The 25,146-nt window shown below is 71.8% G+C and carries 26 protein-coding genes; 12 read left to right on the top strand and 14 right to left on the bottom strand.

Annotation, left to right across the window (positions count from 1 at the left end):
- Positions 1 to 3: 3 nt before the first annotated feature.
- Genes DEJ13_RS04375 through iolC form a run of 3 tightly spaced genes read right to left on the bottom strand, consistent with a single transcriptional unit; the run spans position 4 to position 3,531 of the window.
- Positions 4 to 1,515 (bottom strand): CoA-acylating methylmalonate-semialdehyde dehydrogenase, encoded by a 1,512-nt coding sequence (locus DEJ13_RS04375; RefSeq protein ID WP_111107259.1) that lies wholly within the window; start codon positions 1,513 to 1,515, stop codon positions 4 to 6.
- Entirely contained in the window at positions 1,512 to 2,546 is a 1,035-nt protein-coding gene (locus tag DEJ13_RS04370; RefSeq protein ID WP_111107258.1) for a class I fructose-bisphosphate aldolase, read from the bottom strand. The genes DEJ13_RS04375 and DEJ13_RS04370 overlap by 4 nt, the downstream gene beginning before the upstream one ends.
- Entirely contained in the window at positions 2,539 to 3,531 is a 993-nt protein-coding gene (gene iolC, locus DEJ13_RS04365) for a 5-dehydro-2-deoxygluconokinase (protein WP_111107257.1), read from the bottom strand. The genes DEJ13_RS04370 and iolC overlap by 8 nt, the downstream gene beginning before the upstream one ends.
- 176 nt (positions 3,532 to 3,707) lie before the next feature.
- Between iolC and DEJ13_RS04360 the strand changes: the two genes are divergently transcribed.
- Entirely contained in the window at positions 3,708 to 4,970 is a 1,263-nt protein-coding gene (locus DEJ13_RS04360; RefSeq protein ID WP_111107256.1) for a DNA recombination protein RmuC, read from the top strand.
- A 180-nt stretch (positions 4,971 to 5,150) separates the two neighbouring features.
- Here DEJ13_RS04360 and glpX read toward each other — a convergent pair whose 3' ends face one another.
- A complete protein-coding gene (gene glpX / locus DEJ13_RS04355; RefSeq protein ID WP_111107255.1) occupies positions 5,151 to 6,140 on the bottom strand; it encodes a class II fructose-bisphosphatase in 990 nt (329 codons plus the stop codon).
- A 124-nt stretch (positions 6,141 to 6,264) separates the two neighbouring features.
- Here glpX and fbaA point away from each other — a divergent pair, with 124 nt between their 5' ends.
- The gene (fbaA, locus tag DEJ13_RS04350; RefSeq protein WP_056122350.1) at positions 6,265 to 7,293 is read left to right on the top strand and encodes a class II fructose-bisphosphate aldolase; all 1,029 of its coding nucleotides are present in this window, start codon (positions 6,265 to 6,267) and stop codon (positions 7,291 to 7,293) included.
- A 150-nt stretch (positions 7,294 to 7,443) separates the two neighbouring features.
- The gene (locus DEJ13_RS04345; RefSeq protein ID WP_111107254.1) at positions 7,444 to 8,706 is read left to right on the top strand and encodes a M18 family aminopeptidase; all 1,263 of its coding nucleotides are present in this window, start codon (positions 7,444 to 7,446) and stop codon (positions 8,704 to 8,706) included.
- A gap of 11 nt (positions 8,707 to 8,717) precedes the next feature.
- On the opposite strand, the gene DEJ13_RS04340 is transcribed toward DEJ13_RS04345, so the two are convergent.
- Complete coding sequence (locus DEJ13_RS04340) at positions 8,718 to 9,845, bottom strand: zinc-binding alcohol dehydrogenase family protein (protein WP_111107253.1); 1,128 nt, start codon at positions 9,843 to 9,845, stop codon at positions 8,718 to 8,720.
- Between the two features lie 89 nt (positions 9,846 to 9,934).
- On the opposite strand from DEJ13_RS04340, the gene DEJ13_RS04335 reads away from it, so the two are divergent.
- Positions 9,935 to 10,498: a TetR family transcriptional regulator gene (locus tag DEJ13_RS04335; protein WP_111107252.1), complete on the top strand. Its 564-nt coding sequence runs from the start codon at positions 9,935 to 9,937 to the stop codon at positions 10,496 to 10,498.
- A 33-nt stretch (positions 10,499 to 10,531) separates the two neighbouring features.
- Here DEJ13_RS04335 and DEJ13_RS04330 read toward each other — a convergent pair whose 3' ends face one another.
- Together DEJ13_RS04330 and DEJ13_RS04325 are read right to left on the bottom strand one after the other, a co-directional pair.
- On the bottom strand, positions 10,532 to 11,209 hold the full coding sequence (locus DEJ13_RS04330) for a DUF6264 family protein (RefSeq protein ID WP_111107251.1): 678 nt from the start codon (positions 11,207 to 11,209) through the stop codon (positions 10,532 to 10,534).
- A complete protein-coding gene (locus DEJ13_RS04325; RefSeq protein ID WP_502868725.1) occupies positions 11,206 to 12,270 on the bottom strand; it encodes a 4-hydroxy-3-methylbut-2-enyl diphosphate reductase in 1,065 nt (354 codons plus the stop codon). The genes DEJ13_RS04330 and DEJ13_RS04325 overlap by 4 nt, the downstream gene beginning before the upstream one ends.
- Positions 12,271 to 12,391: 121 nt before the next feature.
- On the opposite strand from DEJ13_RS04325, the gene xseA reads away from it, so the two are divergent.
- From xseA to DEJ13_RS04300, 5 genes are all read left to right on the top strand, one after another.
- Positions 12,392 to 13,630 (top strand): exodeoxyribonuclease VII large subunit, encoded by a 1,239-nt coding sequence (gene xseA / locus DEJ13_RS04320; protein ID WP_056122367.1) that lies wholly within the window; start codon positions 12,392 to 12,394, stop codon positions 13,628 to 13,630.
- A gap of 65 nt (positions 13,631 to 13,695) precedes the next feature.
- Entirely contained in the window at positions 13,696 to 13,962 is a 267-nt protein-coding gene (locus DEJ13_RS04315; RefSeq protein ID WP_111107250.1) for an exodeoxyribonuclease VII small subunit, read from the top strand.
- Positions 13,959 to 14,594 carry a DUF4245 domain-containing protein gene (locus DEJ13_RS04310; RefSeq protein WP_056122370.1) on the top strand — a complete coding sequence of 212 codons (636 nt, stop codon included), beginning with the start codon at positions 13,959 to 13,961 and terminating at the stop codon, positions 14,592 to 14,594. Before DEJ13_RS04315 ends, DEJ13_RS04310 begins: the two co-directional genes overlap by 4 nt.
- A gap of 140 nt (positions 14,595 to 14,734) precedes the next feature.
- Entirely contained in the window at positions 14,735 to 15,349 is a 615-nt protein-coding gene (locus DEJ13_RS04305) for a carbonic anhydrase (RefSeq protein ID WP_056122375.1), read from the top strand.
- A 71-nt stretch (positions 15,350 to 15,420) separates the two neighbouring features.
- Positions 15,421 to 16,830 (top strand): class II fumarate hydratase, encoded by a 1,410-nt coding sequence (locus tag DEJ13_RS04300; protein ID WP_111107249.1) that lies wholly within the window; start codon positions 15,421 to 15,423, stop codon positions 16,828 to 16,830.
- Between the two features lie 238 nt (positions 16,831 to 17,068).
- Here the strand turns inward: DEJ13_RS04300 and phoH2 are convergent, their stop codons facing one another.
- The 3 genes from phoH2 to DEJ13_RS04285 all read right to left on the bottom strand — a co-directional run bounded on the left by phoH2 (position 17,069) and on the right by DEJ13_RS04285 (position 20,793).
- Positions 17,069 to 18,442, bottom strand: coding sequence for an RNA 5'-3' helicase PhoH2 (phoH2, locus tag DEJ13_RS04295; RefSeq protein ID WP_181437064.1), 1,374 nt, complete (start codon positions 18,440 to 18,442; stop codon positions 17,069 to 17,071).
- 286 nt (positions 18,443 to 18,728) lie between these two features.
- A complete protein-coding gene (locus DEJ13_RS04290; protein WP_111107248.1) occupies positions 18,729 to 19,850 on the bottom strand; it encodes an aminotransferase class V-fold PLP-dependent enzyme in 1,122 nt (373 codons plus the stop codon).
- 157 nt (positions 19,851 to 20,007) lie between these two features.
- A complete protein-coding gene (locus DEJ13_RS04285; RefSeq protein WP_235515483.1) occupies positions 20,008 to 20,793 on the bottom strand; it encodes an isoprenyl transferase in 786 nt (261 codons plus the stop codon).
- A gap of 74 nt (positions 20,794 to 20,867) precedes the next feature.
- Between DEJ13_RS04285 and trhA the strand changes: the two genes are divergently transcribed.
- Positions 20,868 to 21,572 carry a PAQR family membrane homeostasis protein TrhA gene (trhA, locus tag DEJ13_RS04280; protein WP_111107247.1) on the top strand — a complete coding sequence of 235 codons (705 nt, stop codon included), beginning with the start codon at positions 20,868 to 20,870 and terminating at the stop codon, positions 21,570 to 21,572.
- Between the two features lie 190 nt (positions 21,573 to 21,762).
- On the opposite strand, the gene DEJ13_RS04275 is transcribed toward trhA, so the two are convergent.
- The gene (locus DEJ13_RS04275) at positions 21,763 to 22,062 is read right to left on the bottom strand and encodes a hypothetical protein (protein WP_111107246.1); all 300 of its coding nucleotides are present in this window, start codon (positions 22,060 to 22,062) and stop codon (positions 21,763 to 21,765) included.
- Positions 22,059 to 22,949: a mycothiol conjugate amidase Mca gene (gene mca, locus DEJ13_RS04270; RefSeq protein WP_111107245.1), complete on the bottom strand. Its 891-nt coding sequence runs from the start codon at positions 22,947 to 22,949 to the stop codon at positions 22,059 to 22,061. Before mca ends, DEJ13_RS04275 begins: the two co-directional genes overlap by 4 nt.
- Before the next feature lie 34 nt (positions 22,950 to 22,983).
- Between mca and DEJ13_RS04265 the strand changes: the two genes are divergently transcribed.
- Positions 22,984 to 23,466 (top strand): DUF4307 domain-containing protein, encoded by a 483-nt coding sequence (locus DEJ13_RS04265; RefSeq protein ID WP_284158137.1) that lies wholly within the window; start codon positions 22,984 to 22,986, stop codon positions 23,464 to 23,466.
- Positions 23,467 to 23,540: 74 nt separating this feature from the next.
- Positions 23,541 to 24,029, top strand: a complete 489-nt coding sequence (gene greA, locus DEJ13_RS04260; protein ID WP_056123870.1) for a transcription elongation factor GreA — start codon at positions 23,541 to 23,543, stop codon at positions 24,027 to 24,029.
- 3 nt (positions 24,030 to 24,032) lie between these two features.
- On the opposite strand, the gene DEJ13_RS04255 is transcribed toward greA, so the two are convergent.
- Both DEJ13_RS04255 and DEJ13_RS04250 read right to left on the bottom strand, forming a co-directional pair.
- The gene (locus tag DEJ13_RS04255) at positions 24,033 to 24,566 is read right to left on the bottom strand and encodes a DUF6611 family protein (RefSeq protein ID WP_146245258.1); all 534 of its coding nucleotides are present in this window, start codon (positions 24,564 to 24,566) and stop codon (positions 24,033 to 24,035) included.
- Positions 24,563 to 25,078, bottom strand: coding sequence for a hypothetical protein (locus DEJ13_RS04250; RefSeq protein WP_056122388.1), 516 nt, complete (start codon positions 25,076 to 25,078; stop codon positions 24,563 to 24,565). Before DEJ13_RS04250 ends, DEJ13_RS04255 begins: the two co-directional genes overlap by 4 nt.
- Between the last annotated feature and the right edge of the window lie 68 nt (positions 25,079 to 25,146).

Below are 25,146 nucleotides of genomic sequence, written 5' to 3'. Positions count from 1 at the left end.
CGATCAGCCGTTCGACGGGAAGCCGAGGTTGATGCCGCCGTGCGACGGGTCCAACCAGCGCGAGGTGATGGCCTTCTGGCGGGTGAAGAAGCTCACGCCGTCGGCGCCGTACGCCTTGTGGTCGCCGAACAGTGAGTTCTTCCAGCCGCCGAACGAGTAGTACGCCACGGGGACCGGGATCGGGACGTTGATGCCGATCATGCCGACCTGCACGTCGCGCTGGAACCGCCGGGCAGCGCCACCGTCGTTGGTGAAGATCGCGGTGCCGTTGCCGAAGGCGCCGGAGTTGATGAGCTCGAGGCCCGCCTCGTACGAGTCCACACGGACGACCGACAGCACGGGGCCGAAGATCTCCTCGGTGTAGACGCGGCTGGTCGTCGGGACGCGGTCGATCAGCGTCGGGCCGAGCCAGAACCCGTTCTCGTCACCGTCGGGCTGCACGTCACGGCCGTCGACCACGACCACGGCACCGTCCTGTTCGGCGACCTCGATGTAGGAGGCCACCTTGTCGCGGTGCTGCTGCGTGACGAGCGGACCCATGTCGCAGCCGCGACGACCGTCGCCGATGCGCAGCGTCGCCGCGCGCTCGGAGATCTTCTGGATGAGCTCGTCGGCGACGGGCTCGACCACGACGACGACCGAGATCGCCATGCAGCGCTCGCCCGCCGACCCGAAGCCCGCGTTGATCGCGTTGTCCGCGACCAGGTCGAGGTCGGCGTCCGGGAGCACGAGCATGTGGTTCTTCGCGCCGCCGAGGGCCTGCACGCGCTTGCCGTGCTTCGTGCCGGTCTCGTAGACGTACTGCGCGATCGGGGTCGACCCGACGAAGGAGATCGACTCGACGTCGGGGCTGGTGAGCAGCCCGTCGACCGCGGCCTTGTCGCCGTTCAGGACGGTGAAGACCCCGTCGGGCAACCCGGCTTCCTGGAACTTCCGCGCGAGCCAGATGGCGGCGCTCGGGTCCTTCTCGCTCGGCTTCAGCACGACGGTGTTGCCCGCGGCGATCGCGATCGGCAGGAACCACAGCGGCACCATGGCCGGGAAGTTGAACGGGCTGATGATGCCGACGACACCGAGCGGCTGGCGGATCGAGTAGACGTCGATCCCGGTGGACACCTGGTCGCTGAACTCGCCCTTGAGCAGCTGCGGGATGCTCGTCGCGAGCTCGACGACCTCTTGACCACGGGCGATCTCACCCAGTGCGTCGTCGATGACCTTGCCGTGCTCGCTCGTGATGATCTCGGCGAGCTCGGCCTTGTCGCGGTTCAGGACCTCCCTGAAGGCGAAGAGGATCTGCTGGCGCTTGGACAGGGACAGCTCGCTCCACGCGGGGAACGCCGCCTTGGCACTGGCGATCGCTGCCTGGATCTCGCGCTCGTCCGCCAGGGCGACCTGCTTCGTCGCGACGCCGAGGGCGGGGTCGTACACGGGAGCGGTCCGGCCGGAGGTCGAGGCGACGTGCGTGCCGTCGATCCAGTGGCCGACGGTGGTGGTGACCTGGTCGGTGGTCGTCATGCGGTGCTTCCTTCCGGGATGGACGAGTCCATGGTGCTGGCGCCGGCGAGCCGCGCGGCTGGGTCGTACGGATCTGTGGACGACCCGGTCCGGGCCTCCAGGCTGTGGACGGCACCGCTGTCGACGGAACCGCTGCGCGCGGCGTCACTGTGGACGAGACCGGCGGCGACGTCGACGGCCGAGGCCACGTCGCCGTCGGGCGGGTACAGCAGGGTGCGTCCGACGACGAGTCCGCGCACCCCCGGCAGGGCCAGCGCGTCCGCCCACCGGGCGTACGTCTCGAGCGGTCGGGACGACGGGTCGCCGCCCAGCAGCAGCGTGGGCAGCGTCGTCGCCGCCATCACGCGCTCCATGTCGTCGACCACCGGGATCTTGAGCCAGCTGTACGCGCTCGTCTCGCCGAGCCCCGCGGCGATCGCCATGGACGTGATGACGGCCTCGGCCGACAGGTCGTTGACGACGCGGCCGTCCCGCCAGTCCGACATGAAGGGCTCGAGCATGATCGGCAGCCGGTGCGCCGCGGCCTCGGACACCGCGCGGGCGGTGGCCTCGAGCGTCGGTGCGGTCCCGGCGTCGGCGAGGTTCACGCGCACCAGGAGCTTGGCGAAGTCGAGCCCGGCACGGGCGATGGCGGCCGCCGAGTACGCGGTGTAGCGGTCGTCCATCTCGAACGTCGAACCGCGGAGCCCTCCGCGGTTCATGGAACCGACGACGACCTTGCCGTCGAGGGCGCCGAGGAGCGCGAGGTCCTCGAGGATGTCCGGTGTGCCGAGCACGCCGTCCACGCCGGGCCGCCCGATCGCCACCACGAGCCGTTCGAGCAGGTCGTAGCGGTCGGCCATCGCGGACTCGTCGTCGCGGACGGCGAGGGCGCCGCGGGCCGGGTGGTCGGCGGCGACGATGAAGAGCTTGCCGTCGTCACCGAGCAGCGGGCGCCTGGTCCGGGCCGCGAGGGTGTCCGCGATGGTCTCGGGCGCGTTCGCGCGCGCGTCGCGGAGCCGCTGGAACGTCGTGCTGCTGATCTCAGGCACTGACTGCCTCCTCCGTCGGGTTCTGCTGCAGGAACTGCTCGATCTCGTCGCTCGTCGGCATCGCCGTGGAGCACTCGAACCGCGTGGCGACGATCGCGCCGGCGGCGTTCGCGAACGCGAGCGTCCGCTCCAGGCCCCACCCCTGCAGGAGTCCGTGGGTGAGTGCACCGCCGAAGCCGTCGCCGGAACCGAGCCCGTTGACGACGTCGATGCGGTGCGGGCGGAGTTCGACGAACTCGTCGCGGGTCTTGGCGAGGACGCCCTTCGGACCCTGCTTCACGATCGCGACCTCGACGCCGCGCTCGAGGAGCGCGTCGGCGGCGCGGACGGGGTCGGTCTCGCCGACCGCGACCTCGCACTCCTCGCGGTTGCCGACGGCGACGGTGGCGTGCTCGAGGGCGACGGCGACCTCGCGCGTCGCGGCCTCGGGCGAGGACCAGAACATCGCTCGGTAGTCCAGGTCGAGCACGGTGTGCGACTTCGTGCCGTGCTCGGAGGCGGTGCGGGCGGCGTACGCGACGTGGTGCGCCTGTCGGCTCGGCTCCTCGCTCAGGCCGGTGACCGTGGTCCAGAACACCCGCGCGCGCTCGATCTCGTGCAGCGGCAGCGACTTCGCGGTGATCATCAGGTCGGGGGCCTTGGGCGCGCGGTAGAAGTACAGCGGGAAGTCGTCCGGCGGGAAGACCTCGCAGAACGCCACGGGGGTGTTCAGGCCGTCCACCGTCTCGACGAACGCGTTCGCGACCCCGAACTCCGGCAGGGTCCGGGCGATGTAGCGGCCGAAGGGGTCGTTGCCCGTGCGGGTGATGACCGCCGTGTCCGCGCCGTGCTGCGCCGCGGCGATCGCGACGTTCGTGGCACTGCCGCCGACGGACTTGGAGAACGAGGTCACGTCCTCGAGCGGGCCGGTCTGCTGCGGGTAGATGTCGACGCTCACGCGCCCCATGGTGATGACGTCGTAGGCGTGGGGAGCTTCATTGGTCATGCGACGCGAGGGACCTTCCGTGCGGCTTCATCGGCGGACGGTCACGACTGTACACCGTGCTTGGCCTAATGTCATTACATGGCTGCGGTGCAGCGGGACCGCAGGTCCTGGACCGGTCTGGAGGCTCGCCACGGCCCCGCCCCGCCGCTGTCGGTGGGACCTGGGAAGGTCTGGGCATGGACTTCACCGCGCTGCTCATCGGCCTGCTGCTCGGCCTGCTGGTCGGCGCCCTGGCGGGCGCCGCGGTCGCTCGCGCACGCTCCGGCGCGACTGCCGCCACGGCCGTCGCGACCGCTGACGCCCTGCGTGTCCGCCTCGACGAGGTCCGCCACGACGCGGACGACCGCCTCGACGCCCAGGACACCCAGTACCGGCGACAGGTCGACTCGCTCGAACGTCGCGCCGCCGAGCTCGAGCACCTCGTGCAGCGCATGCACGGTGCCGAGTCCGCCCGGGCCCAGGATGAGTCGAAGGTCCTGACCGCCCTCAGCCCCGTCGCCGACACGCTCGACGTCATGCGCGCCAAGATCGCCGAGCTCGAACGGTCCCGCAGCGAACAGTACGGCGCGATCGCGACGCAGTTGCGCTCCGCCGCCGAGTCCGGGGAGCGCCTGCGTGCCACCGCCGAGACCCTCGCGAGCGCCCTGTCGTCGAACAACACGCGCGGCGTGTGGGGCGAGACCCAGCTGCGCAACGTGGTCGAGGCCGCGGGGCTGCTCGAGCGGGTCGACTTCGACGTGCAGTCCTCCGTCACCACTTCAGCCGGTGCCGCGCGACCCGACATGATCGTGCACCTGCCCGGGGGCAAGAGCATCGCCGTCGACGCCAAAGTGCCGTTCAGCGCCTACCTGCAGGCCGCCGAGATCCCCGCGACCGCCGGCGGCGCCGAGGGTGCCCGACGTGACGCCCTGATCGCACAGCACGTCAAGGCGCTGCGGGCGCACGTCGACGCACTGGCCGCGCGCGAGTACTGGTCCGGCTACGACGCCTCCCCCGAGCTCACGATCGCGTTCATCCCGTCCGAGTCCCTGATCGCGAGCGCCCTGGCCGCCGACCCCGGGCTGCTCGACCACGCGTTCCGGCAGCGGGTGGCCCTGGCCTCGCCGGTCACCCTCTGGTCGGTGCTGAAGACAGTGGCGTTCTCGTGGCAGCAGGACGTCGTCACCGCCGAGGCACGCGAGCTGTTCCGGGTGTCGCGCGAGCTGTACGGACGGCTGTCGACGATGGCGGGGCACGTCGACAAGCTGGGCCGGACGATCCGGGGCAGCGTCGTCGACTACAACCGGTTCGTGGGGTCGCTCGAGCGCCAGGTGCTCCCGAGTGCCCGACGGCTGTCGCTGCTCGACGAGTCGAAGGTCATCGCGGCTCCCGCCACCGTCGAGGACGAGCCGCGCCTGCTGACCGCTCCCGAGCTCGTCGGCGCCCTCGACGAGGACTAGCCGGCCGCGCAGCCCGGCCCGGCGGGCGGCCCGCGCTTGCCGGCCCGGCCCGGCCGCATCGCACCCCCTGACGCACATCGCGCCCCGTGGGAACGGGGCGCGATGGTCATGCGGGGGCGCGACTCGGGCTGGCCAACCGGCCGGCCGGCCGGCCGGGATCAGCGGGTCAGACCCTGCGGATCAGAACCACTTCTCGGCGCGGTGGTCCGCCTGGATGCGACGGATCGTGTTCGAGCGCGACCGCAGCACGAGCGAGTCCGTGTGGATCACACCGCGCGAACGACGGACGCCGTCCACCAGCACACCGTCGGTCACACCCGTCGCGACGAAGAACGTGTTGTCGCCCGTGACCAGGTCGTCCTGGTCGAGGACCTTGTCCAGGTCGTGACCGGCCGCGACCGCGCGCTCGCGCTCCTCGTCGTCCTTGGGCTGCAGCTTGCCGAGGATGACCCCGCCGAGCGCCTTGATCGCGCACGCGGTGATGATGCCCTCGGGGGTGCCGCCGACACCGACGCACATGTCGATGTTCGATCCGGGCAGTGCCGCAGCGATCCCGCCGGCGACGTCGCCGTCGAGCAGCAGACGGGTCCCGGCGCCCGTGGCACGGATCGCCCGGATGAGCTCGTCGTGGCGCGGACGGTCGAGCACGGCGACGACCATGTCCTCGAGGTCCTTGCCCTTCGCCGTCGCCAGCGCACGGATGTTCTCGCCGATCGGCTTCTCGAGGTCGAGCACGCCACGCCCCTCGGGGCCGGCGGCGATCTTGTCCATGTAGAACACGGCGCTCGGGTCGTACATGGAGCCACGGTCCGAGACGGCCATCACCGAGATGGCGTTCTGGCGGCCGGCGGCGGTGAGCGAGGTGCCGTCGATCGGGTCGACCGCGATGTCACACGCCGGGCCGTGGCCGTTGCCCACGTGCTCGCCGTTGTAGAGCATCGGGGCGTTGTCCTTCTCGTCCTCGCCGATCACGACGACACCGTCGAAGTTCACCGTGCCGAGGAACTTGCGCATCGCGTCGACCGCGGCGCCGTCGGCCAGGTTCTTCTCGCCACGCCCCACCCACGGCTGCGCTCGGATCGCCGCCGCCTCGGTCGCACGCACGAGTTCGAGCGCCAGGTTGCGGTCGGGCTGGAGGAACAGGGAGCCGGTCTCAGTGGTGGGAGTCACGTCGTGCAGCCTACCGAGGGCAGACCCAGCGGCCGCACGGCGCGGACGGATGTGCAGACCAGGTCACACCCCGGATGCCCTGACTACGATCGGAGCGGACGCCACCGAGTCGAAGGAGATCCACGTGCCCATCGCAACGCCGGAACAGTACGCCGAGATGATCGACCGCGCGAAGGCCGGCAAGTTCGCCTACCCCGCGGTCAACGTGTCCTCGTCGCAGACCATCAACGCGGTCCTGCAGGGCCTGACCGAGGCGGGTTCCGACGGCATCCTGCAGGTGACGACGGGCGGCGCCGACTACTTCGCCGGGCACACCGTCAAGAACCGTGCCGCCGGTGCGCTCGCCATGGCGAAGTTCGCCCACGAGGTCGCGAAGAACTACCCGATCACGGTCGCGCTGCACACGGACCACTGCCCGAAGGACGCCCTCGACGGCTTCGTGCTCCCGCTCATCGCGGCCAGCGAGGAAGAGGTCCGCCACGGACGCAACCCGATCTTCCAGTCGCACATGTGGGACGGCTCGGCCGTGCCGCTCGACGAGAACATCGAGATCGCGCGCACGATGATCGAGAAGACCCGCAACATCAACGCCATCCTCGAGGTCGAGATCGGCGTCGTCGGCGGCGAAGAGGACGGCGTCGAGCACGAGGGCACGAACGACGCCCTGTACACGACCTCGGGCGACGTCGAGCGGGTCGTCGACGCGCTCGGGCTGGGCGACCGTGGTCGCTGGATCGCCGCACTGACCTTCGGCAACGTGCACGGCGTGTACAAGCCCGGCAACGTCAAGCTCCGGCCGGAACTCCTCGGTGAGATCCAGGCCGCCGTCGCCGCCAAGCACGGCACCGGCGAGAACCCGCTCGACCTCGTCTTCCACGGCGGCTCCGGTTCGACCGACGACGAGATCCACGAGGCGGTGCGCAACGGCGTCATCAAGATGAACATCGACACGGACACGCAGTACGCGTTCACGCGCTCGATCGCCGGCTCGATGTTCAGCAACTACGAGGGCGTCCTCAAGATCGACGGCGAGGTCGGCAACAAGAAGCAGTACGACCCGCGCGCCTGGGGCAAGGTCGCCGAGACGGCGATGGCCGCCCGCGTGGGTGAGGCCGCGACGGTCCTCGGCTCGGCCGGCCACAGCCAGAGCTAGTCCAGCCCGGACCGGAGGCTCCCCACCGGTCACGGCCGGGCCGCCGCTGGCGCGTCGCCCCGGTACCGGCCGGCGTGGGCACAGGGGCGCGTCCGACGGACGCGCCCCGTTCTGCGTCGGGGTGCCAGGGGCCCGTGCCACGATGGTCCGGTGACCGTCGACGCCATCGCCTCCGAGTTCGCCCACTTCGTCACCGAGTCGCCGACGGCGTTCCACGCCGCGGCCGTGGCCCGCGACCGGCTCCTCGCCGCCGGGTTCGTCGAACTCGCGGAGCAGGACGCCTGGCCGACCGAGCCCGGTGCGTACGTCGTCGTCCGCGACGGTGCCGTCATCGCCTGGCGACTGCCCGACGGCGCCACGGCGACCACGCCGTTCCGCATCCTCGGCGCCCACACGGACTCCCCCGGCTTCCGCCTCAAGCCCAACCCCGTCGTCCGGGTCGGTGGCTGGGAGCAGCTCAACGTCGAGGTCTACGGCGGCCCGATCCTGTCGACCTGGTTCGACCGTGACCTGCGCATCGCCGGACGCGTCGTGCACACGGACGGCACCGTGACGCTCCTCAGCACCGACGCCGTGGCGCGGATCCCCAACCTCGCGATCCACCTCGACCGCGGCGTCAACGCCGGCAACGAGATCGACCGACAGCGGCACACGCTCCCGGTCGTCGGCACCGACGGCTCCGAGGCCAGCGGCGTCGACGCCCTGGCCTGGCTGCGTGCCCGCGTCGGTGCGTCCGCCGTCTCGTGGGACCTCTTCCTCGCCGACACCCAGGCCCCGGCTCGAGTGGGGATCGACGGGTCGTTCCTCGCGTCCGGCCGCATGGACAACCTGACGAGCGTGCACGCCGGGCTCCGCGGCATCGTGGACGCCCCGGCGGACGGCGAGCACATCCCGGTGTTCGCGGCGTTCGACCACGAAGAGGTCGGGTCCGCGACGCCGTCCGGCGCGGGCGGGCCGTTCCTCGAGGACGTCCTCGCCCGGGTCCAGGAAGGACTCGGCGCCAGCCGCTCCGATGCCGCGCGGGCGTTCCGTGCGTCGTGGTTGCTGTCGAGCGACGCCGGGCACCTGGTCCACCCGAACTACTCGGAGAAGCACGACCCGACCAACCGTCCGCGGCCGGGCGGCGGTCCGCTCCTCAAGATCAGCGCGAACCAGCGCTACATGACCGAGGCCAAGGGGGAGGCCGTCTTCGCTGCCGCCTGTGCCGCTGCCGGCGTGCCGTTCCAGCCGTTCGTCAACGTCAACACGATCCCCGGCGGTTCGACGATCGGCCCGATCGCGGCGACGCGCCTCGGGATCCCGACGGTGGACATCGGCGTGGGGCTGCTGTCGATGCACTCGGCGCGGGAACTCGTGCACGTCGAGGACCTCGCCGCGCTGCACGGTGCCGTGGGGGCCTTCCTCGCCGGCTGAGCCACCGCCGGTCAGAGGGTCACGACGACCTTCTGCGCCGACACCCCAGCACGCTGGCGGTCGAGGGCGCCCTGCACGGCGCCGAGCCCCGTGCCGGCGACCACGGGTGCAGGGACCGCTTGCAGGGTCCCGTCGGCGAGCCCTGCCTGCAGCGTCTCGGACCACAGCCGACGTCCGACCTCGTCGTCCCGCAGGCTGCTCCCCCAGATGAACGCGGTGCGCACCCCGGCACGACGCGCACGGATCGTGAAGCCCGCCATGCCGAGCCCGATGCGGGTGAAGACGGGGAGCATCGCCGGGAACAAGCGCCGGCGTCCGGCGAGCCCGTCGAGCGACACGGACGTGCTCGCCATCGCCAGGACGTCACCTCCGGTCCGACGCAGCACCCGCAGGCAGGCGTCCGCGGACCCGGTGCCGATCGCGACCGCCCCCAGGACGCGGCGCCCGGCGATGCCCTGCACGAGCTGGGCGACCGCGTCCGGATCGTGGTGGTCGACGACGACGTCGGCGCCGAGAGCCCGCACCGCGTCGGCGTTCCGCGGCGACGCGGTGCTGACGACGTCGTACCCGGCGGCACGCGCGAGCTGCACGGCGTTCATCCCGACGCTCGTCGACCCTCCCCACACGAGCACGACGCCCGACCCGCGCGCTGCGTCCACGTGCGCTGCCCCGCCGGGCATCGACAGCCCGAGGTGCCTCGGCTGGAAGAGCGCGCACGCCGCCGTCGACGCGCCGAGCGGCACGACGACGGCCTGCTCGTCGGACATCCCGTCCGGCGTGGGCGCCGTCAGCCGTTCGAGGAGCGCGGTGTACTGCTGGAACGCACCCTCGTGCCGAGGGTCACGCCCCCGGTCCGTCCCCGTCGCGAGCCCGAACACCCGGTCGCCGACGGCGAACCGCGTGACGCCGGACCCGACGGCGACGACCTCGCCCGCCACGTCCGACCCGAGGACCGCGGGGGTCGGCAACCAGCGGTACGTCACCGATCCCGTCCCCTGGATGATCCAGTCGACTGGGTTGACCGCGACCGCACGGACCCGGACGACGACCTCGTCCGGGCGCGGTTCGGGCATGGGTGCGGACTCGACGACGAGCGGGGTCCGCGGTGCGCGGAGCACGGCGGCGGTGTTGTGGGGCATGGTGGACCTCTCGCTGGTGGTGATGACACCTAGTGTCATCACACTAGCCCACGATGACACGGAGTGCCATCACCCCTAAGCTGAGCGCCATGGCGAGATGGGCTCCTGACTCCCGCGACCGGTTGCGCACGGCAGCGATGGAGCTGTTCGCCGAGCGCGGCTTCACCGCGACCACCGTCCCGGACATCGTCGATCGTGCCGGGCTGACCCGACGCACGTTCTTCCGGCACTTCAGCGACAAACGCGAAGTCTTCTTCGGTGACGACGAGATCCCGGCGATCGCGACACGGATGCTGGCAGCAGCACCGCGCGACGTCGATCCCGTCACGGTCGTGCTGCGCGGACTGCGGGACCTCGCAGCGCACCGCTTCGAACCGCAGCGCGCCGAGATCCGGGCGGCCCGGCAGATCATCGACAGCGAGCCGGCCCTGCGCGAACGCGACCTCCGCAAACAGGCGGATCTGCGCCTGGCCGTCCGTGACGGGTTCCTCCGTCGGGGCGAGGAACCGCTCACGGCCGAGGTCCTGGCCGGCGTGACGGCCGAGCTCTTCCAGACCACGCTGACGTGCTGGTTGGCGGACGACTCGGACGCGCCCTTCAGCGAGCACCTGGATCGTGCAGCCGGACGGATGCGTGCCGTCCTCGGCGCCTGAGCCGGACCGGTCGACCGGCGGGACGGGACACGGTCAGCCGGTGCGCTGAGCCCACCAGGCGGCGAAGGCCGGGTCGTGGGACAGGGCGACCATGAACACGACCGTGCTGAACACCGTCGCGACGACACCACCGAGCACGGGGACCCAGGCCGAACGCTTGCCGGCACGCAGCCGCGCGACGGTCCACGTCACGGTGAGGACCAGGATCGCCAGCGCCCCGACCAGGTTGACGTTCGCCGCGGTCGACAGGACGGACGGGTCCGACAGCTCCGTGTACTGCTGCTCGATCGCCCGGCGCACGGTCGATGCGAGCTGGCCCGTGCGGAAGTACCCGACGACCGACCACAGGCCGAGCCCGAGCAGCATGAGCGTGAGGAAGAGGTCACCGGGCGACGCCCCGAGGCGCCTGGTCGTGGCGGGTCGCCCGCCACCGTCGCGAGCCGGTGCCGCGGGGCGGGACGCCGAGGACGGCGCCGGGGACGGTGTGGTCCCCGTCGCTCGCTCGGCGCGCTCCTGTTCGGCGAGCACCGGGTTGACCCAGCCAGCGGGCGCGTACTCGCCGTACTGCGGCGCCGGGCGGCCCTGGACGCGACCCCACCCGGGCACAGACGCCGCCGTGGCGGAGGCGCGCCGGGCCTCCTGACCGGAAGGGGCGTCCGCGACGGCACCGGCGTCGCGCGCCGGGACCGACGACCAGTCGTCGCGACTCATGCGCGCCGCCCGCCGAGCGCGCGGGTCGGGTTGCCCGCGGCGTCGGTGCGGAGTTCCTTGGGCAGGGAGAACATCAGGTCCTCGTGTGCGGTCACGACTTTTTCGACGCTGTCGTAGCCGGCGTCGGCGAGCTGCTCGAGCACCTCGTCCACGAGTTCCTCGGGGACGGAGGCGCCGCTCGTGACACCGACCGTGCCCACGCCGTCGAGCCACGCCTGCTGGATCTCCTCGGCGTAGTCCACCCGGTGCGCCGCACGGGCACCGTGCTCGAGCGCGACCTCGACCAGACGCACGCTGTTCGACGAGTTCGCCGACCCGACCACGATCACCAGGTCGGCCTGCGGGGCGACCTTCTTGATCGCGACCTGGCGGTTCTGCGTGGCGTAGCAGATGTCGTCGGACGGCGGGTTCTCGATCGTCGGGAACTTCTCGCGCAGCAACCGGACCGTCTCCATGGTCTCGTCGACGCTGAGGGTGGTCTGCGACAGCCAGACCAGGTTGTCGGGGTCGTCGACCTGCAGGGCGGCGACGTCCTCGGGGCCGTTCACCAGGATGGTGCGGTCGGGTGCGTGGCCCATCGTGCCCTCGACCTCTTCGTGGCCGGTGTGCCCGATCAGGATGATGGTGCGCTCGGCGCGGGCGAAGCGGGTCGCTTCCCGGTGCACCTTCGTGACCAGCGGGCAGGTTGCGTCGATGGCGTGGAGGTCGCGCTCCGCGGCGCCGGCGACGACCGCGGGCGAGACACCGTGGGCGCTGAAGACGACGTGCGAACCGCGGGGCACCTCGGCGACGTCGTCCACGAAGACGGCACCGCGTTGCTCGAGCGTGGAGACGACGTGCACGTTGTGGACGATCTGCTTGCGGACGTAGACGGGCTCGCCGTACTGCTCCAGTGCCTGCTCCACCGCGATGACGGCACGGTCCACACCGGCGCAGTACCCGCGCGGCGCCGCGAGAAGCACTTTCTTGGCGCCCGACACCGGCTCGTCCCGCAGCCGCCCGCGGGGCGCTGGGCTGCGCGGCGGGGCCAGGGGGACCGAGTGGCCGTTCGTGATCGTCACGTCCCCGATGATAGGTGAGCGGCACCGACACGGCCTGGGCGCCACCGGGACGGCGGCGGCACTCCGCCAGCGGGCGTCGGCGGTGTCCGGCACCATGGGAGCGCACCACCAGGAGGAGCACATGGCGATCGAACAGGGACCCCCGACGGCCGATGACCCGTGGCCGGTTGCGCTGCTCGGCGCCAAGATGCGGGACTGGATCGACCGGCTCGGCACGGCCTGGGTCGAAGGCGAGATCACGCAGTGGAACGTCGCCGGCGGCAACGTCTACGGCAAGCTCAAGGACCTCGAGGTCGACGCCACGGTCTCGTTCTCGATCTGGTCGAGCGTGCGCGCGCGGGTCCCGGCCGACCTGGGCCAGGGCGCCCGGGTCGTCGCGGCCCTGAAGCCGAACTACTGGGTCAAGGGCGGCTCCCTGACGATGCAGGTCGTCGAGATGAAGCACGTCGGGCTCGGTGACCTGCTCGAGCGGCTCGAACGCCTGCGTCGCACCCTGGCGGCAGAGGGCCTGTTCGACCCCGCCCGCAAGCGGCGTCTCCCCTTCCTGCCGCACCGCATCGGGCTGGTCACCGGCAGGGACTCCGACGCCGAGAAGGACGTCCTGCGGAACGCGCAGCTGCGGTGGCCCCAGGTCGAGTTCCGCACCGTGCACACGGCGGTGCAGGGCGAACGCGCCGTGCCCGAGGTGACCGCGGCCATCCTCGAGCTCGACGCCGACCCCACCGTCGACGTCATCATCATCGCCAGGGGCGGTGGCGACTTCCAGAACCTGCTCGGGTTCAGCGACGAGGGACTCGTCCGCGCCGCGGCCGCCGCGACCACGCCGATCGTCTCCGCCATCGGTCACGAAGCCGACCGCCCGCTGCTCGACGACGTCGCCGACCTGCGGGCGTCCACCCCGACCGACGCGGCCAAGCGCGTGGTCCCCGACGTCGCCGAGGAGCTCGCCAACGTGCGCCAGGCGCGCGCTCGGATCGGGCTCCGGCTCTCGCACACGCTCTCCGTCGAGGCCGACCGGATCGCGGCCCTGCGCTCGCGTCCGGCGCTGGCGTCCACCGCGTGGCTCGTCGACACCCGCGCTGAAGAGGTCGCGCGCGACCTGTCCCGTGCCCGTGAACTGCTCGACCGGCGGATCGAACGCTCGCACGCCGACGTCGGGCACCTGACAGGACGCCTGCGGGCGCTGTCGCCGCGGGACACCCTGCGTCGCGGGTACGCCATCGTGCAGGCACCGGACGGAGCCGTCCTCCGGGCGGCGTCCGACCTCGACGGCCGGACGCCGGTGCGCGTCACGCTCGGCGCCGGCACCGCGACCGGAACGCTCGAGCCCGACGGGCCCGGTCCGGACGGCGCTGCCTGAACCGCGTTCTCCACAGGCGCAGCACCAGCACGGAAGGGTCGGTGGGCGCTCGGTAGGATCGGAGCGTGCCATCCGAGGAACAGTCCGTGCAGTCCGAGCCGACTGACGTCAGCTCCCTGAGCTACGAAGCCGCTCGCGACGAACTCATGCGCGTCGTCGCCGAGCTCGAGCAGGGCTCCGCCACGCTGGAGCGCTCGCTGACGCTGTGGGAACGCGGCGAAGCCCTCGCCGCACGGTGCGAGGAATGGCTCGTCGGCGCACGGGCGCGACTCGATGCCGCTCGCGCCTCCGGTGACGGCACCTCGGCCACCGACGGGGGCGCTGCCCGATGACCGACCCCGACACCGGCCGCCCGATCGTCGCCGAACTCGGTCGCCCCGAGACGGCAGAAGAGACCTGGTCGCGCAAGGACACCGCCCGACGGGCCCGTCGTCAGCACCAGACGGCCTTCAACCTCGTCCTGGCGCTGATCGCCTCGCTCGGCATCGTCGTCTTCCTCGTCGCCGTCGTCGCCCGCCCCGGCACGACCGTCGACCGCGACGTCGACTACCGCCAGGTCGCATCGCAGGCAGCGGTACCGGGCGTGACGCTCGCCGTCCCGGACCTGCCGGACTCGTACACGTCGAACCGGGCCGACTACGCGGACCGCGGTGCCGACGGCGTCGACGTGTGGACCGTCGGCCTGCTGACGCCCGACAAGCAGTACATCGGCATGCAGCAGGGCATCAAGGCGAACCCGACCTGGGTGGCGAACCAGCTCGACCGGCACCCCGCCACCGGAAGCCGCACGATCGACGGCACGAAGTGGACCGTGTACGACCGTCGCGACGAGGGCAAGGACGCCGGCAACCAGGCCTACGCCCTCGTGACCACGTTCGGACGCAACACCGTCGTCCTGGCCGGCACCGCCGACGACCGCTCGTTCCGCACGGTGGCAGCAGCCGTCGCCGAACAGCTCGGCTGACGCACGCTCGCAGCACGCCCCACCGCACCGCACCGCACCGCACCGCACCGCACTGCACCGCACCGCACCGCACAACACCCAACACCCAACACCCGACACCCGACACCCGACACCCGAAGCAGCATCCAGGAGCCGAGCCCATGACCGACCGCGCCGCGTCCACCCCCGCCGACGCCCTCCGCCTGCTCGTCGAGGGCAACGCCCGGTTCGCCTCGGACAAGCGCCGCACCGGACGCATCGATCCCGAACGCCGCAGCGAGCTCGCCGGGTCGCAGGCACCGTTCGCGACCGTGCTCGGCTGCTCCGACTCCCGCGTCCCGTTCGAGCACGTGTTCGACGCGGGCATCGGTGACGTGTTCGCCATCCGCAACGCCGGCCAGATCGTCGACGACGTCGTCCTCGGCTCCATCGAGTTCGCGGTCGTCGCCCTCGGCACCCCGCTCGTCGTGGTCCTCCGCCACACCAAGTGCGGCGCGGTCGCTGCCGCACGATCGGGCGAACCCGTCCCGGCCCCGCACCTGCAGGCCCTGGTCGACGCGATCACGCCGAGCGTCGAGCGCGTCCGCGCGACCGATGCCGACATCCCCCAGGAAGCGATCGGCGCGGCTCACCTCGAAGCCACACTGCGCGCCGTGCTCGAGCGCTCCGGCGCGGTGTCGGACGCCATCGCCGAGGGTAGATTGGCCGTCGTCGGCGCGACCTACGACCTGACCACGGGCGAAGTGTCGATCGACACCGTCGTGGGCGACGCCTGACCACCACCCCGCCACGACCACCACCCGGCCGCGACCGCGGTCGGCGCACCACCAGGAAGGACCACGACGACGTGACCGAGACCACCGAGACGACCGCCGAGTACCGGATCGAGCACGACACGATGGGCGAGGTCCGCGTGCCGGCCTCGGCGCTCTACCGGGCCCAGACGCAGCGTGCCGTCGAGAACTTCCCGATCTCCGGCACCGGGCTCGAGTCGGCGCAGATCGTCGCCCTCGCCCGGATCAAGCGTGCGGCCGCGGTCGTGAACGGGCAGCTCGGGATCATCGACGGCAGCGTCGCCGACGCGATCCAGCGTGCGGCCGACACGATCATCGCCGGCGAGCACCACGACCAGTTCCCGGTCGACGTCTACCAGACGGGCAGCGGCACCTCGTCGAACATGAACATGAACGAGGTCCTGGCGACCCTGGCCTCGGACATCGCCGGCGCCCCGGTGCACCCGAACGACCACGTCAACGCCTCGCAGTCCTCGAACGACGTGTTCCCGACCTCGGTGCACGTGGCCGTGACCGAGGCGCTGATCCGCTCCCTGGTCCCGTCGCTCGAGCACCTGGCCGAAGCGCTCGAGGCAAAGGCGTCGCTGTGGGCCGACGCGGTGAAGTCCGGCCGCACCCACCTGATGGACGCCACCCCGGTCACGCTGGGACAGGAGTTCGGCGGGTACGCGCGGCAGATCCGCCTGGGCATCGAGCGCGTGAACGCGACCCTCCCCCGCGTCGCCGAGGTCCCGCTCGGTGGCACCGCCGTCGGCACCGGCATCAACACCCCGAAGGGCTTCCCCCAGCAGGTCATCGCCCAGCTGGCGAACGACACCGGCCTGCCCGTCACCGAGGCCGTCGACCACTTCGAGGCCCAGGGTGCACGCGATGCACTGGTCGAGGCGTCCGGCGCGCTCAAGGTGCTCGCGGTCAGCCTGACGAAGATCAACAACGACCTGCGCTGGATGGGCTCGGGGCCGAACACCGGGCTGGGCGAGCTGCACATCCCCGACCTGCAGCCCGGCTCGTCGATCATGCCCGGCAAGGTCAACCCGGTCATCCCCGAGGCCACGCTCATGGTCGCGGCGCGCGTGATCGGCAACGACGCCACCGTCACCTGGGCCGGCGCCTCCGGTGCGTTCGAGCTCAACGTCGCGATCCCGGTCATGGGCACGGCGCTGCTCGAGTCGATCCGCCTGCTGGCGAACAGCTCGCGGGTGCTCGCGGACAAGACCGTCGACGGTCTCCAGGCGAACCTCGAGCGCGCCCGGGCCTTCGCGGAGTCGTCGCCCTCGATCGTCACCCCGCTCAACCGGGTCATCGGCTACGAGGCCGCGGCCAAGGTCGCGAAGTACGCCGTCGCCCAGGGCGTCACCGTCCGCGAGGCGGTGGTGGCCCTCGGCCACGTCGAGCGCGGCGAGGTGACCGAGGCGCAGCTCGACGAGGCCCTCGACGTCCTGAGCATGACGCACCCGAACTGAGCCGACACGCGTCGCCGCCACGACGGCTGACGCGACCACGGGACGGACGGGAGGCCCGGTGCCAGCCGGCACCGGGCCTCCCGTCCGTCCCGGCATCCCCACGGCGGCCGGCGCGTTCTGGTGGCGCACAACGGAAACCGCCTCGAACCACGGAAGTCCCTGGTTCGAGGCGGTTTCTGTTGTGCGGATCCGGCCCGCACCAGCCGCGGCGGCTGGCGGGCCGGCGGGCGGCGGCGCGCTACGCCAGGTCGGGCGAGTCCAGCATCTCGGTCACGAGCGCGGCGATCGCCGACCGCTCGGACCGTGTCAGCGTGACGTGCGCGAACAGCGGGTGGCCCTTGAGTCGCTCGATGACCGAGGCGACACCGTCGTGCCGACCGACCCGCAGGTTGTCGCGCTGGGCGACGTCGTGGGTGAGCACGACCCGCGAGTTCTGCCCGATCCGGGACAGCATCGTGAGCAGGACGTTGCGCTCGAGGGACTGCGCCTCGTCGACGATCACGAAGGCGTCGTGCAACGACCGCCCACGGATGTGGGTGAGCGGCAGGACCTCGAGCATGCCGCGCTCGACGACCTCGTCGAGCACGTTGTCCGACACCAGCGCGCCGAGGGTGTCGTAGACCGCCTGCGCCCAGGGGTTCATCTTCTCGCTGGCGTCACCCGGCAGGAACCCGAGCTCCTGGCCACCGACGGCGTACAGCGGCCGGAAGACCATGATCTTCTTGTGCTGCTGGCGCTCGAGGACGGCTTCGAGTCCGGCGCACAGTGCCAGCGCCGACTTGCCCGTGCCGGCGCTGCCACCGAGCGAGACGATGCCGATCGCCGGGTCGAGCAGCGCGTCGATCGCGAGCCGCTGTTCGGCGGACCGTCCGCGGAGGCCGAAGACCTCGCGGTCGCCCCGCACCAGACCCACGGACCCGGCGGCGTGCACGCGACCGAGCGCCGACCCGCGCTCGGAGTGGATGACGACGCCGGTGTTCACCGGGACGCCGGCCAGCTGCGAGGAGGAGACCTCCTCGTGCTCGTACAGGTCGGCCATCTGCTCGCCCGACACCTGCAGGTCCGTGATGCCCGTGTAGCCGGAGTCGACCGCGAGTTCGGCGCGGTACTCCTCGGCAGCGAGACCGACCGACGCCGCCTTGACGCGCAGCGGGAGGTCCTTGGAGACGACGACCACGTCCAGGCCGTCGTTCGCCAGGTTCATGGCGACGGCCAGGATGCGCGAGTCGTTGTCGCCGAGCTGCAGGCCGGACGGCAGCACCGACTGGTTGGAGTGGTTGAGCTCGACCCGGAGCGAGCCGCCGTCGCCGACCGCGACCGGGAAGTCGAGGCGCTCGTGCTCGATGCGGAGTTCGTCGAGGATGCGCAGGGCCTGTCGGGCGAAGTACCCGATCTCGGGGTCGTTGCGCTTGGACTCGAGCTCGCTGACGACCACGACGGGCAGCACCACGGCGTGTTCGTCGAAGCGGAACAGGGCCCGCGGATCGCTCAGCAGCACCGAGGTGTCCAGCACGTAGGTGCGCTGGACGGTGTCGGTCGACCGCGCGGCCGAAGCCGAGGTCGACGCTGCTGACGAGGTTCCGTGGGAGACGTTCTGAGAGGTCACGACCACTCCATCCCCGGGCCGCGACGGGCCCGGTCCTTGTCCTCGACACGGCCACGGAGCGGGTCCCGAAGCACCGACTGTGGCCGCTTCGATCGGGCGCGGTGCCCGATGTGGTCAAGCTACGTCGGCCCACCGACAGGTGGGCAGCGACACGCGGATTCCTCGGTTACGGTCGCGTGAACGGGACCTGAGCGACCGGCGGACGGGAGGCCCCGTGCCGGTCCGCCACGGCCCTCCCGTCGGGCGTGTGCTCGCGTCCAGGGCCCGTCGACGGCGGCCCGGCTCGCGCGCTTCAGAAGGAGGTGGCGTACGAGATGCAGGCGTCGCGGAACATGTCGAGCGTCTCGTCCGTCGTCGACGCGAACACCGACACCCGGACGGTCCCGAGGCGGGTGCTCGTCGTCACCCCGTGGTTGTGCAGCGCGGCCGACAGTGCGGTCAGCCGTCCCTCGGACGGGCGCAGGACGACGATGCCCGCGCGCTCGGCGGGGTCGCGGCTCGACTCGACCTCGAGCCCGAACTCGTCGGCGATCGCGAAGACCCGCTCGACGCGGTCGGTCACACGCTCCTGCACCGCGGCGACCCCGACCGCGGTCAGGCGTTCGAGGGCGACCGCCATCCGCGCCTGGGCGACCGGGTCGATCCGGGTCATGGTGAATCCCGCGGCGCCGGGCTTGACCGAGGGGACCTCGACGGGCCACCCGGTCGTGCCGTGCGGCCCCGACAGTGCCGGACGCAGACGGTCGAGCGCACGGTCGCTGAACGAGACGAACCCCGTGCCCCAGCCCGCGTGCAGCCACTTCTGCCCGCCCGTCGCCACGACGTCCGCGGCTTCGTAGGGAGCATCCACCACGCCGAAGCCCTGGATGGCGTCGACGATCAGCAGCCGGTCACCGACGGCGTCGCGCATCGCCGCCAGGTCGGTCAGGTACCCGGTCCGCCAGTCGACCAGCGAGACGGCGACGGCGGTGACCTCGTCGCCGGCTCCCTCGAGCCGTTCACGGACGAGCGACGGTGTCACCCAACCGGCACCCGACTCGATGACGACGGGACGAACGCGGCCACCGGTCGCCGAGGCCGCGCTGGCCAGTGCGAGCGGCATCGACGGGTAGTCGTCGGCGGCGACGAGCACGCCACCGGTGATCCCGAACGCGGTGTGCAGCAGCCCGGGCGTCGTCGCGGTCTGCGAGACGACCTGGTCCTCGCGCCGACCGACCAGCCGGGCGGCGACGGCCCGGACCCGGGCGTCCTGCTCGTCGAGCGTGTCCATCGCGCCGAACCGCATGTGCGCCTGGATGGTCCCGAGGACGCGCTGTTCCTCGAGCACGGCGGTCTGGACCGGGCCGAACGCCGCGTGGTCGAGGTAGCCGGGGTCCTCGGCGAAGCCGGCCGCGTACTCGTCGATCGTGGTCACAGGGCGCACCTTTCGGGGGAACTTGAACCCTGAGAGACTACTGGGACGCCTCGGACCGGGCGACTCCCACGCCGCTGCGCGCACTCGGAGCACCGCGGACCGCCGCAGCAGCTCCGCCGACGCGGTCAGCCGCCGGCGCGGTCAGCCGCCGACGCGGTCAGCCGCCGAACCGGCGCGACCGCAGCCCGAAGTCGCGGACCGCGCGCAGGAAGTCGACCTCGCGCAGGTCGGGGTAGAAGGCCTCCACGAAGTAGAACTCGCTGTGCGCGCTCTGCCACAGCAGGAAGTCGGACAGGCGCTGCTCGCCCGACGTCCGGATCATCAGGTCCGGGTCGGGCTGCCCCTGCGTGTACAGGTGGTCGCCGATGAGCTCGGGCGTCAGGACCTCGGCCAGGGTGTCGAGCGTGCCGCCGTCCTCGCCGTGTGCGCGGACGATGCTGCGCATGGCGTCGGCGATCTCGCGGCGCCCGCCGTACCCGACCGCCAGGTTGATGTGCAGCCCCGTGTGGTCGGCGCTGCGGGCCTCGGCGTCGGTGAGGGCGCGGACCAGGTCGTCCGGGAGGCCGTCGTTCGACCCGACGTGCTGCACCCGCCACGAGCGGTGGTGGGACAGCCGGTCGGCGAGCGCGGCGATGATGTCGATGAGCTGCTCGAGCTCGTCGCCACCGCGGCCCTTGAGGTTGTCCGCCGACAGCAGGTACAGCGTGACGACCTGCACGCCGAGGTCGTCGCACCAGGACAGGAACTCGGGGATCTTCGCAGCGCCGGCGCGGTGCCCGTGCGCGGCGGTCTCGAGGCCGAGTTGCTTCGCCCACCGACGGTTGCCGTCCACGATCATCGCGACGTGCTTCGGCTTCGGGGCGTTCTCGATCTCCTTGCGGATGCGCTGCTGGTACGCGCGGTAGAGGATCCCGCGTCCTGCCCATCCCAGCCTGCCCGTCACGCGACGAGCGTAGTGCACCGGGCCTCGGTGCGGACTCCCAGCAGAGCAGCGTCCGGCCGCCATATCGTCGGGGCATGCAGCACGACCGGGACCCCCAGACCCTGCCCCACGTCCCGTTCACCGAAGCAGCAGCGACGTCCACCGACGACCGTCCTGCCTGGCGCGGCTGGATCCACCTCGGAGCGTTCCCGTTCGCGCTGGCGATGGGCATCGTGCTCGTCACGCTCGCGGCGACCCCCGCGGCGAAGGCGGGTTCGGCCGTGTTCATGGCGACCTCGCTCGTGATGTTCGGCGTCTCGGCGACGTACCACCGGTTCCCGTGGGGCCCGGTGGTCAAGCGGGTGCTCAAGCGCATCGACCACACGAACATCTTCCTGCTCATCGCCGGCACCTACACACCCGTCGCGGTCTGCGCCCTGCCCCACACGCTCATGGTCGTGGTGCTGTGGGTGATGTGGGGCGGCGCCCTGCTCGGCATCGCGTTCCGCGTGTTCTGGATCAACGCCCCGCGATGGCTCTACGTGCCGCTCTACCTGGCACTCGGGTGTGCGGCGCTCGGCATCCTGCCGCAGCTCTTCGCCGCGAGCGTCCCGATGACCGTGCTCGTGCTCGCCGGCGGGCTGGCGTACGTCATCGGCGCGGTCGTCTACGGCTTCAAGTGGCCGAACCCCTCGGCGACGGTCTTCGGGTTCCACGAGGTCTTCCACGCTCTGACCGTCGCGGCCTTCGCCGCGCAGTGGGCCGGCATCCTGCTGGTCGCGATCGACCCGGTACGCTGACCGACCGCGCGCGATCTGTCCCGTCACGCCCGCTGTGGGATGTCGATCCGCGCGTGGTTGGCCGGAAGATCCGGCCAACCACGCACGATTCGACCCCCTCCGCGGGAGAGCACACCTCGCAGGCGCACGACAGACGGACGGGAGGCCCGTGGCGGCATCGCCACGGGCCTCCCGTCCGTCCTGTGCGCGGCTACCCGCGCTCGGTGTCGTCGCCGACGTCGGCGCGGCCGTCCTCGTCGGCACGACGAGCGGGCTCGTCAGTGTCGTGGAACTCGCCCCGCGCCTCGGCTTCGAGCCGGTCGCGGATCTCGGCGCGGTAGCGCGTGCGCCGGATGCGCCGGGTCATGTCGACGACCAGCAGGATCGTGACGACGGCGACCAGGGCGATCGCGATGAAGCCGACCACGCCCGGGGTGACGTCGACGTCCGGCACCGTGGAGGTCGGGCTGGGGCTCGGGGTGGCGGCGAGCACCGCTGCGATGAGACTCACGCCTTGTCGTCCTGTTCCGGCGGGATGCCCGTGAAGAGATCGGACTCCGGCACCTCGGTGGGCACGCGGGCGTCGACCAGCTGGTAGTCCTCGGTCGGCCACAGCGTGGCGGCGAGGTCGTTCGGCAGGTGGAAGAAGGCACTGTCCGGCGGGACCTGGCTGGCGTGGGCGCGCAGCGCCGCGTCGCGGGCGTCGAAGTACTCGTGCACGTCGACGTGGGTCGTCGACAGGTCGGGCCGGTCGGCGAACCGCTCGACCCACTCGCCCAGCTGTGCAACGGCCGGGCTGTCCGGCTCGCGTTCCTGCAGCGCCTGGAAGATCGTGCGGAAGCGGACCGGGTTCATCGTGCGCTCGTAGTAGAGCTTCGCGATCTGCCACGGTTCGCCCGCGTCCCGGTACTTCGTCGGGTCGCCGGCGTCCCGCCAGGCCGCCATCGAGACCTCGTGCGTGCGGATGTGGTCCGGGTGCGGGTAGCCGCCGTTCTCGTCGTAGGTGACGAGCACGTGCGGACGGAACCGGCGGACGACCCGGACGAGCGCCTCGGTGGAGTACTCGAGCGGCACCGTCGAGAACGTGCCCGGGCGGACCGTCTCCCCCTTGTCGGCGTCGGGCAGCCCGGAGTCGTGGTACCCGAGCCAGACGTGCTGGATGCCCATCGCCGCCTGTGCCGCGGCCATCTCGCCGCGACGGAAGCCCGCCATGTCCCGGTGCGCGCGGCTGGTGGCGGGTTCGCCGAGCTGGTCGTTGAGGATGTCGCCCGCTTCGCCGCCCGTGCAGGAGACCACGAGCACCTGGTTGCCCTCGGCCACGTACTTCGCCGCGGTGGCCGCTCCCTTGCTCGACTCGTCGTCGGGGTGGGCGTGCACGGCCATCAGGCGGTAGGCCACGGATGTTCCTCACTGCTGGCGAACGGGGACCCGGGTGGACACGCAAGCACGTGAACTACCCTGGGACCAGGATATCCACCCCGGGAGCCCCCAACTGTCCGAACACACCCCCACCCCCAGCGCCACCACCACCCTCGACGACCGCTACGGCCGCACCCCGGGCCGGTCGCGTCGGACCCGGCTGGTCGCGATCCTCGTCGCGGCCGCGATCGTGGTGGTCTTCGGCGCCTGGGTGATCTGGGCCGGCCCCGGCCAGACCTCGCACGGCATCGACTCCGACGACGTCGGGTACAAGATCGTCTCCGAGCACCGCGCCACCGTCGACTCGCAGGTGTCGGTCGACCCCGGCCAGACCATGAAGTGCGCCGTCCAGGTGCTCGACAAGTCGTACACGATCGTCGGGTGGAAGGTCGTCACGCTGCCTCCGGCAACCGAGCGCACGCGGTCGATCACGACCACCGTCAACACGACGACACGCGGCGTGACCGGCTTGATCCACACCTGCTGGGTTCCCTAGACTGCCCTGATTCGCCTGACGAGATCGACCGCTCCGGTCGGTCTCGTTCTTTCATGGCCGAAGGGATGACCATCATGAGCAACGACACGCAGGCCACCTGGCTGACCCAGGACGCCTACGACCGTCTCAAGGCGGAGCTCGAGGAGCTGAGCGGCCCGGGCCGTGCCGAGATCGCGAACCGCATCGAGGCCGCACGCGAAGAGGGCGACCTCAAGGAGAACGGCGGCTACCACGCCGCCAAGGACGAGCAGGGCAAGATCGAGGCCCGCATCCGCGTCCTCACCAACCTGCTGAAGACCGCGACCGTGACCGAAGCCGAGTTCGACGGCACCGTCGAACCGGGCACCGTCGTCACCGCCACCATCGCCGGGGACCCCTCCACCTTCCTGGTCGGCAGCCGCGAGATCGTCGCCGAGGGCTCGGACCTGACGGTCTACAGCCCCGTCAGCCCAGTCGGCGCAGCGATCGTGGGGCTCCGTGCCGGCGCCTCCACGAGCTACACCGCCCCGAACGGCAAGGAGATCGCGGTCGAGGTCACGAACGTCGAGCGCTACGAGCCGTAGGCGTCACCGCGGCAATGAGCGCCACACGTCGCCCCACACCAGTTCGAACTCCAGCGGCGTGATCCGTCCGTCCAGCAGTGCGGTCTCGGTCGTCGACAGCGTGTCCGACGCGAGCGACAGCAACCGGGCATCGCCGTGCACCTCGGGTCGCCCGTTGCCGTGGAACGTGGTGACGGTCAGTGTGCGGATGGTCGGACGGAGCCGCCGGGTCGCCGCGCCGAGCACCGCGAACCCCGCGCCGTAGAGCAGCAGTCCCACGGCCAGGCCCGGCATCGTCACCGTGCCGGTGGCGGCGGACGTGGCGGCCATCGCGACCAGGGCGAGGACCGCGCCGGCAGTCCCCCACGCGTGCCAAGCCCGCAGCAGTGCGCGCTCGCGCCGGTCGGTGCCCGGTGCGAACACCACCAGGGTCCGCCCGCTCCACAGGGTGCGCCCGACGGGCCGTACCGACGACCGGCCCCAGCGGTGCGGCCCGTCCGCGAGACGGTGCCAGACCCGGGAGGCCCGGGTGACGCCCGCGACGGCGGTGGCGGTCATCGGGACACGCCCGTCACGATCGCGGCGACGTCCCGGTGGGTCAGGGCGCGCCGGCAGGGGAAGCAGACCAGGTCGCCGACGGCGACGTCGGCCGGCAGCGCCGTCGCCTCGGTGCCGCAGGTCGCCGCGTCCGGAGTGGTGGTGAACCGTGCGGGCGCGGTCGCCACGGTGCTGCACCGGCCGATCAGCCGGACCTGGTCGAGGACGGCGCACGCCGGAACGACGGCGTCCAGCCCCACCTGCACCGTGCCGTCCACCCACGTGACGTCGGTGACGGCCGCGACGGTGACGCTCATCCCGCGCGGTGTCCAGTCACGCGGACGGAAGCGGGGCGGGGCCTCCTCGGCCGTGTGCACGCACGGGGTGCCGGCGACCTCGGCGAGCCGCGCCATCGACACCGCGCACACGCGGACGTCGGTCGGCGTGGGCTCGGTGTGGACGGGCCAGCGGGCCGCGTCGATCGGGTCGGGGATGCTCCTGCGGAGCGACGGCATGAGCGCGGTGAGGGTCATGCGGACAGCTTCGGTCCGGTACGGTGGTGTCGGACCCGGTGCTGACGGGATCCTCACGCCGGCACGTC

The sequence above is a fragment of the Curtobacterium sp. MCLR17_007 genome, assembly GCF_003234655.2.
Taxonomy (GTDB): Bacteria; Actinomycetota; Actinomycetes; order Actinomycetales; family Microbacteriaceae; genus Curtobacterium.
This window is presented reverse-complemented; position numbering and strand designations above follow the sequence as displayed.

What these genes read in the sequence shown, in the direction of transcription:
- DEJ13_RS04340 (WP_111107253.1), bottom strand. Translation starts at nt 9,845, where the DNA reads ATGCCCCACAACACCGCCGCCGTGCTCCGCGCACCGCGGACCCCGCTC.
- DEJ13_RS04255 (WP_146245258.1), bottom strand. Translation starts at nt 24,566, where the DNA reads ATGACCGCCACCGCCGTCGCGGGCGTCACCCGGGCCTCCCGGGTCTGG.
- DEJ13_RS04335 (WP_111107252.1), top strand. Translation starts at nt 9,935, where the DNA reads ATGGCGAGATGGGCTCCTGACTCCCGCGACCGGTTGCGCACGGCAGCG.
- xseA (WP_056122367.1), top strand. Translation starts at nt 12,392, where the DNA reads ATGGCGATCGAACAGGGACCCCCGACGGCCGATGACCCGTGGCCGGTT.
- greA (WP_056123870.1), top strand. Translation starts at nt 23,541, where the DNA reads ATGAGCAACGACACGCAGGCCACCTGGCTGACCCAGGACGCCTACGAC.
- DEJ13_RS04305 (WP_056122375.1), top strand. Translation starts at nt 14,735, where the DNA reads ATGACCGACCGCGCCGCGTCCACCCCCGCCGACGCCCTCCGCCTGCTC.
- DEJ13_RS04250 (WP_056122388.1), bottom strand. Translation starts at nt 25,078, where the DNA reads ATGACCCTCACCGCGCTCATGCCGTCGCTCCGCAGGAGCATCCCCGAC.
- trhA (WP_111107247.1), top strand. Translation starts at nt 20,868, where the DNA reads ATGCAGCACGACCGGGACCCCCAGACCCTGCCCCACGTCCCGTTCACC.
- DEJ13_RS04360 (WP_111107256.1), top strand. Translation starts at nt 3,708, where the DNA reads ATGGACTTCACCGCGCTGCTCATCGGCCTGCTGCTCGGCCTGCTGGTC.
- DEJ13_RS04330 (WP_111107251.1), bottom strand. Translation starts at nt 11,209, where the DNA reads ATGAGTCGCGACGACTGGTCGTCGGTCCCGGCGCGCGACGCCGGTGCC.
- iolC (WP_111107257.1), bottom strand. Translation starts at nt 3,531, where the DNA reads ATGACCAATGAAGCTCCCCACGCCTACGACGTCATCACCATGGGGCGC.
- DEJ13_RS04310 (WP_056122370.1), top strand. Translation starts at nt 13,959, where the DNA reads ATGACCGACCCCGACACCGGCCGCCCGATCGTCGCCGAACTCGGTCGC.
- DEJ13_RS04375 (WP_111107259.1), bottom strand. Translation starts at nt 1,515, where the DNA reads ATGACGACCACCGACCAGGTCACCACCACCGTCGGCCACTGGATCGAC.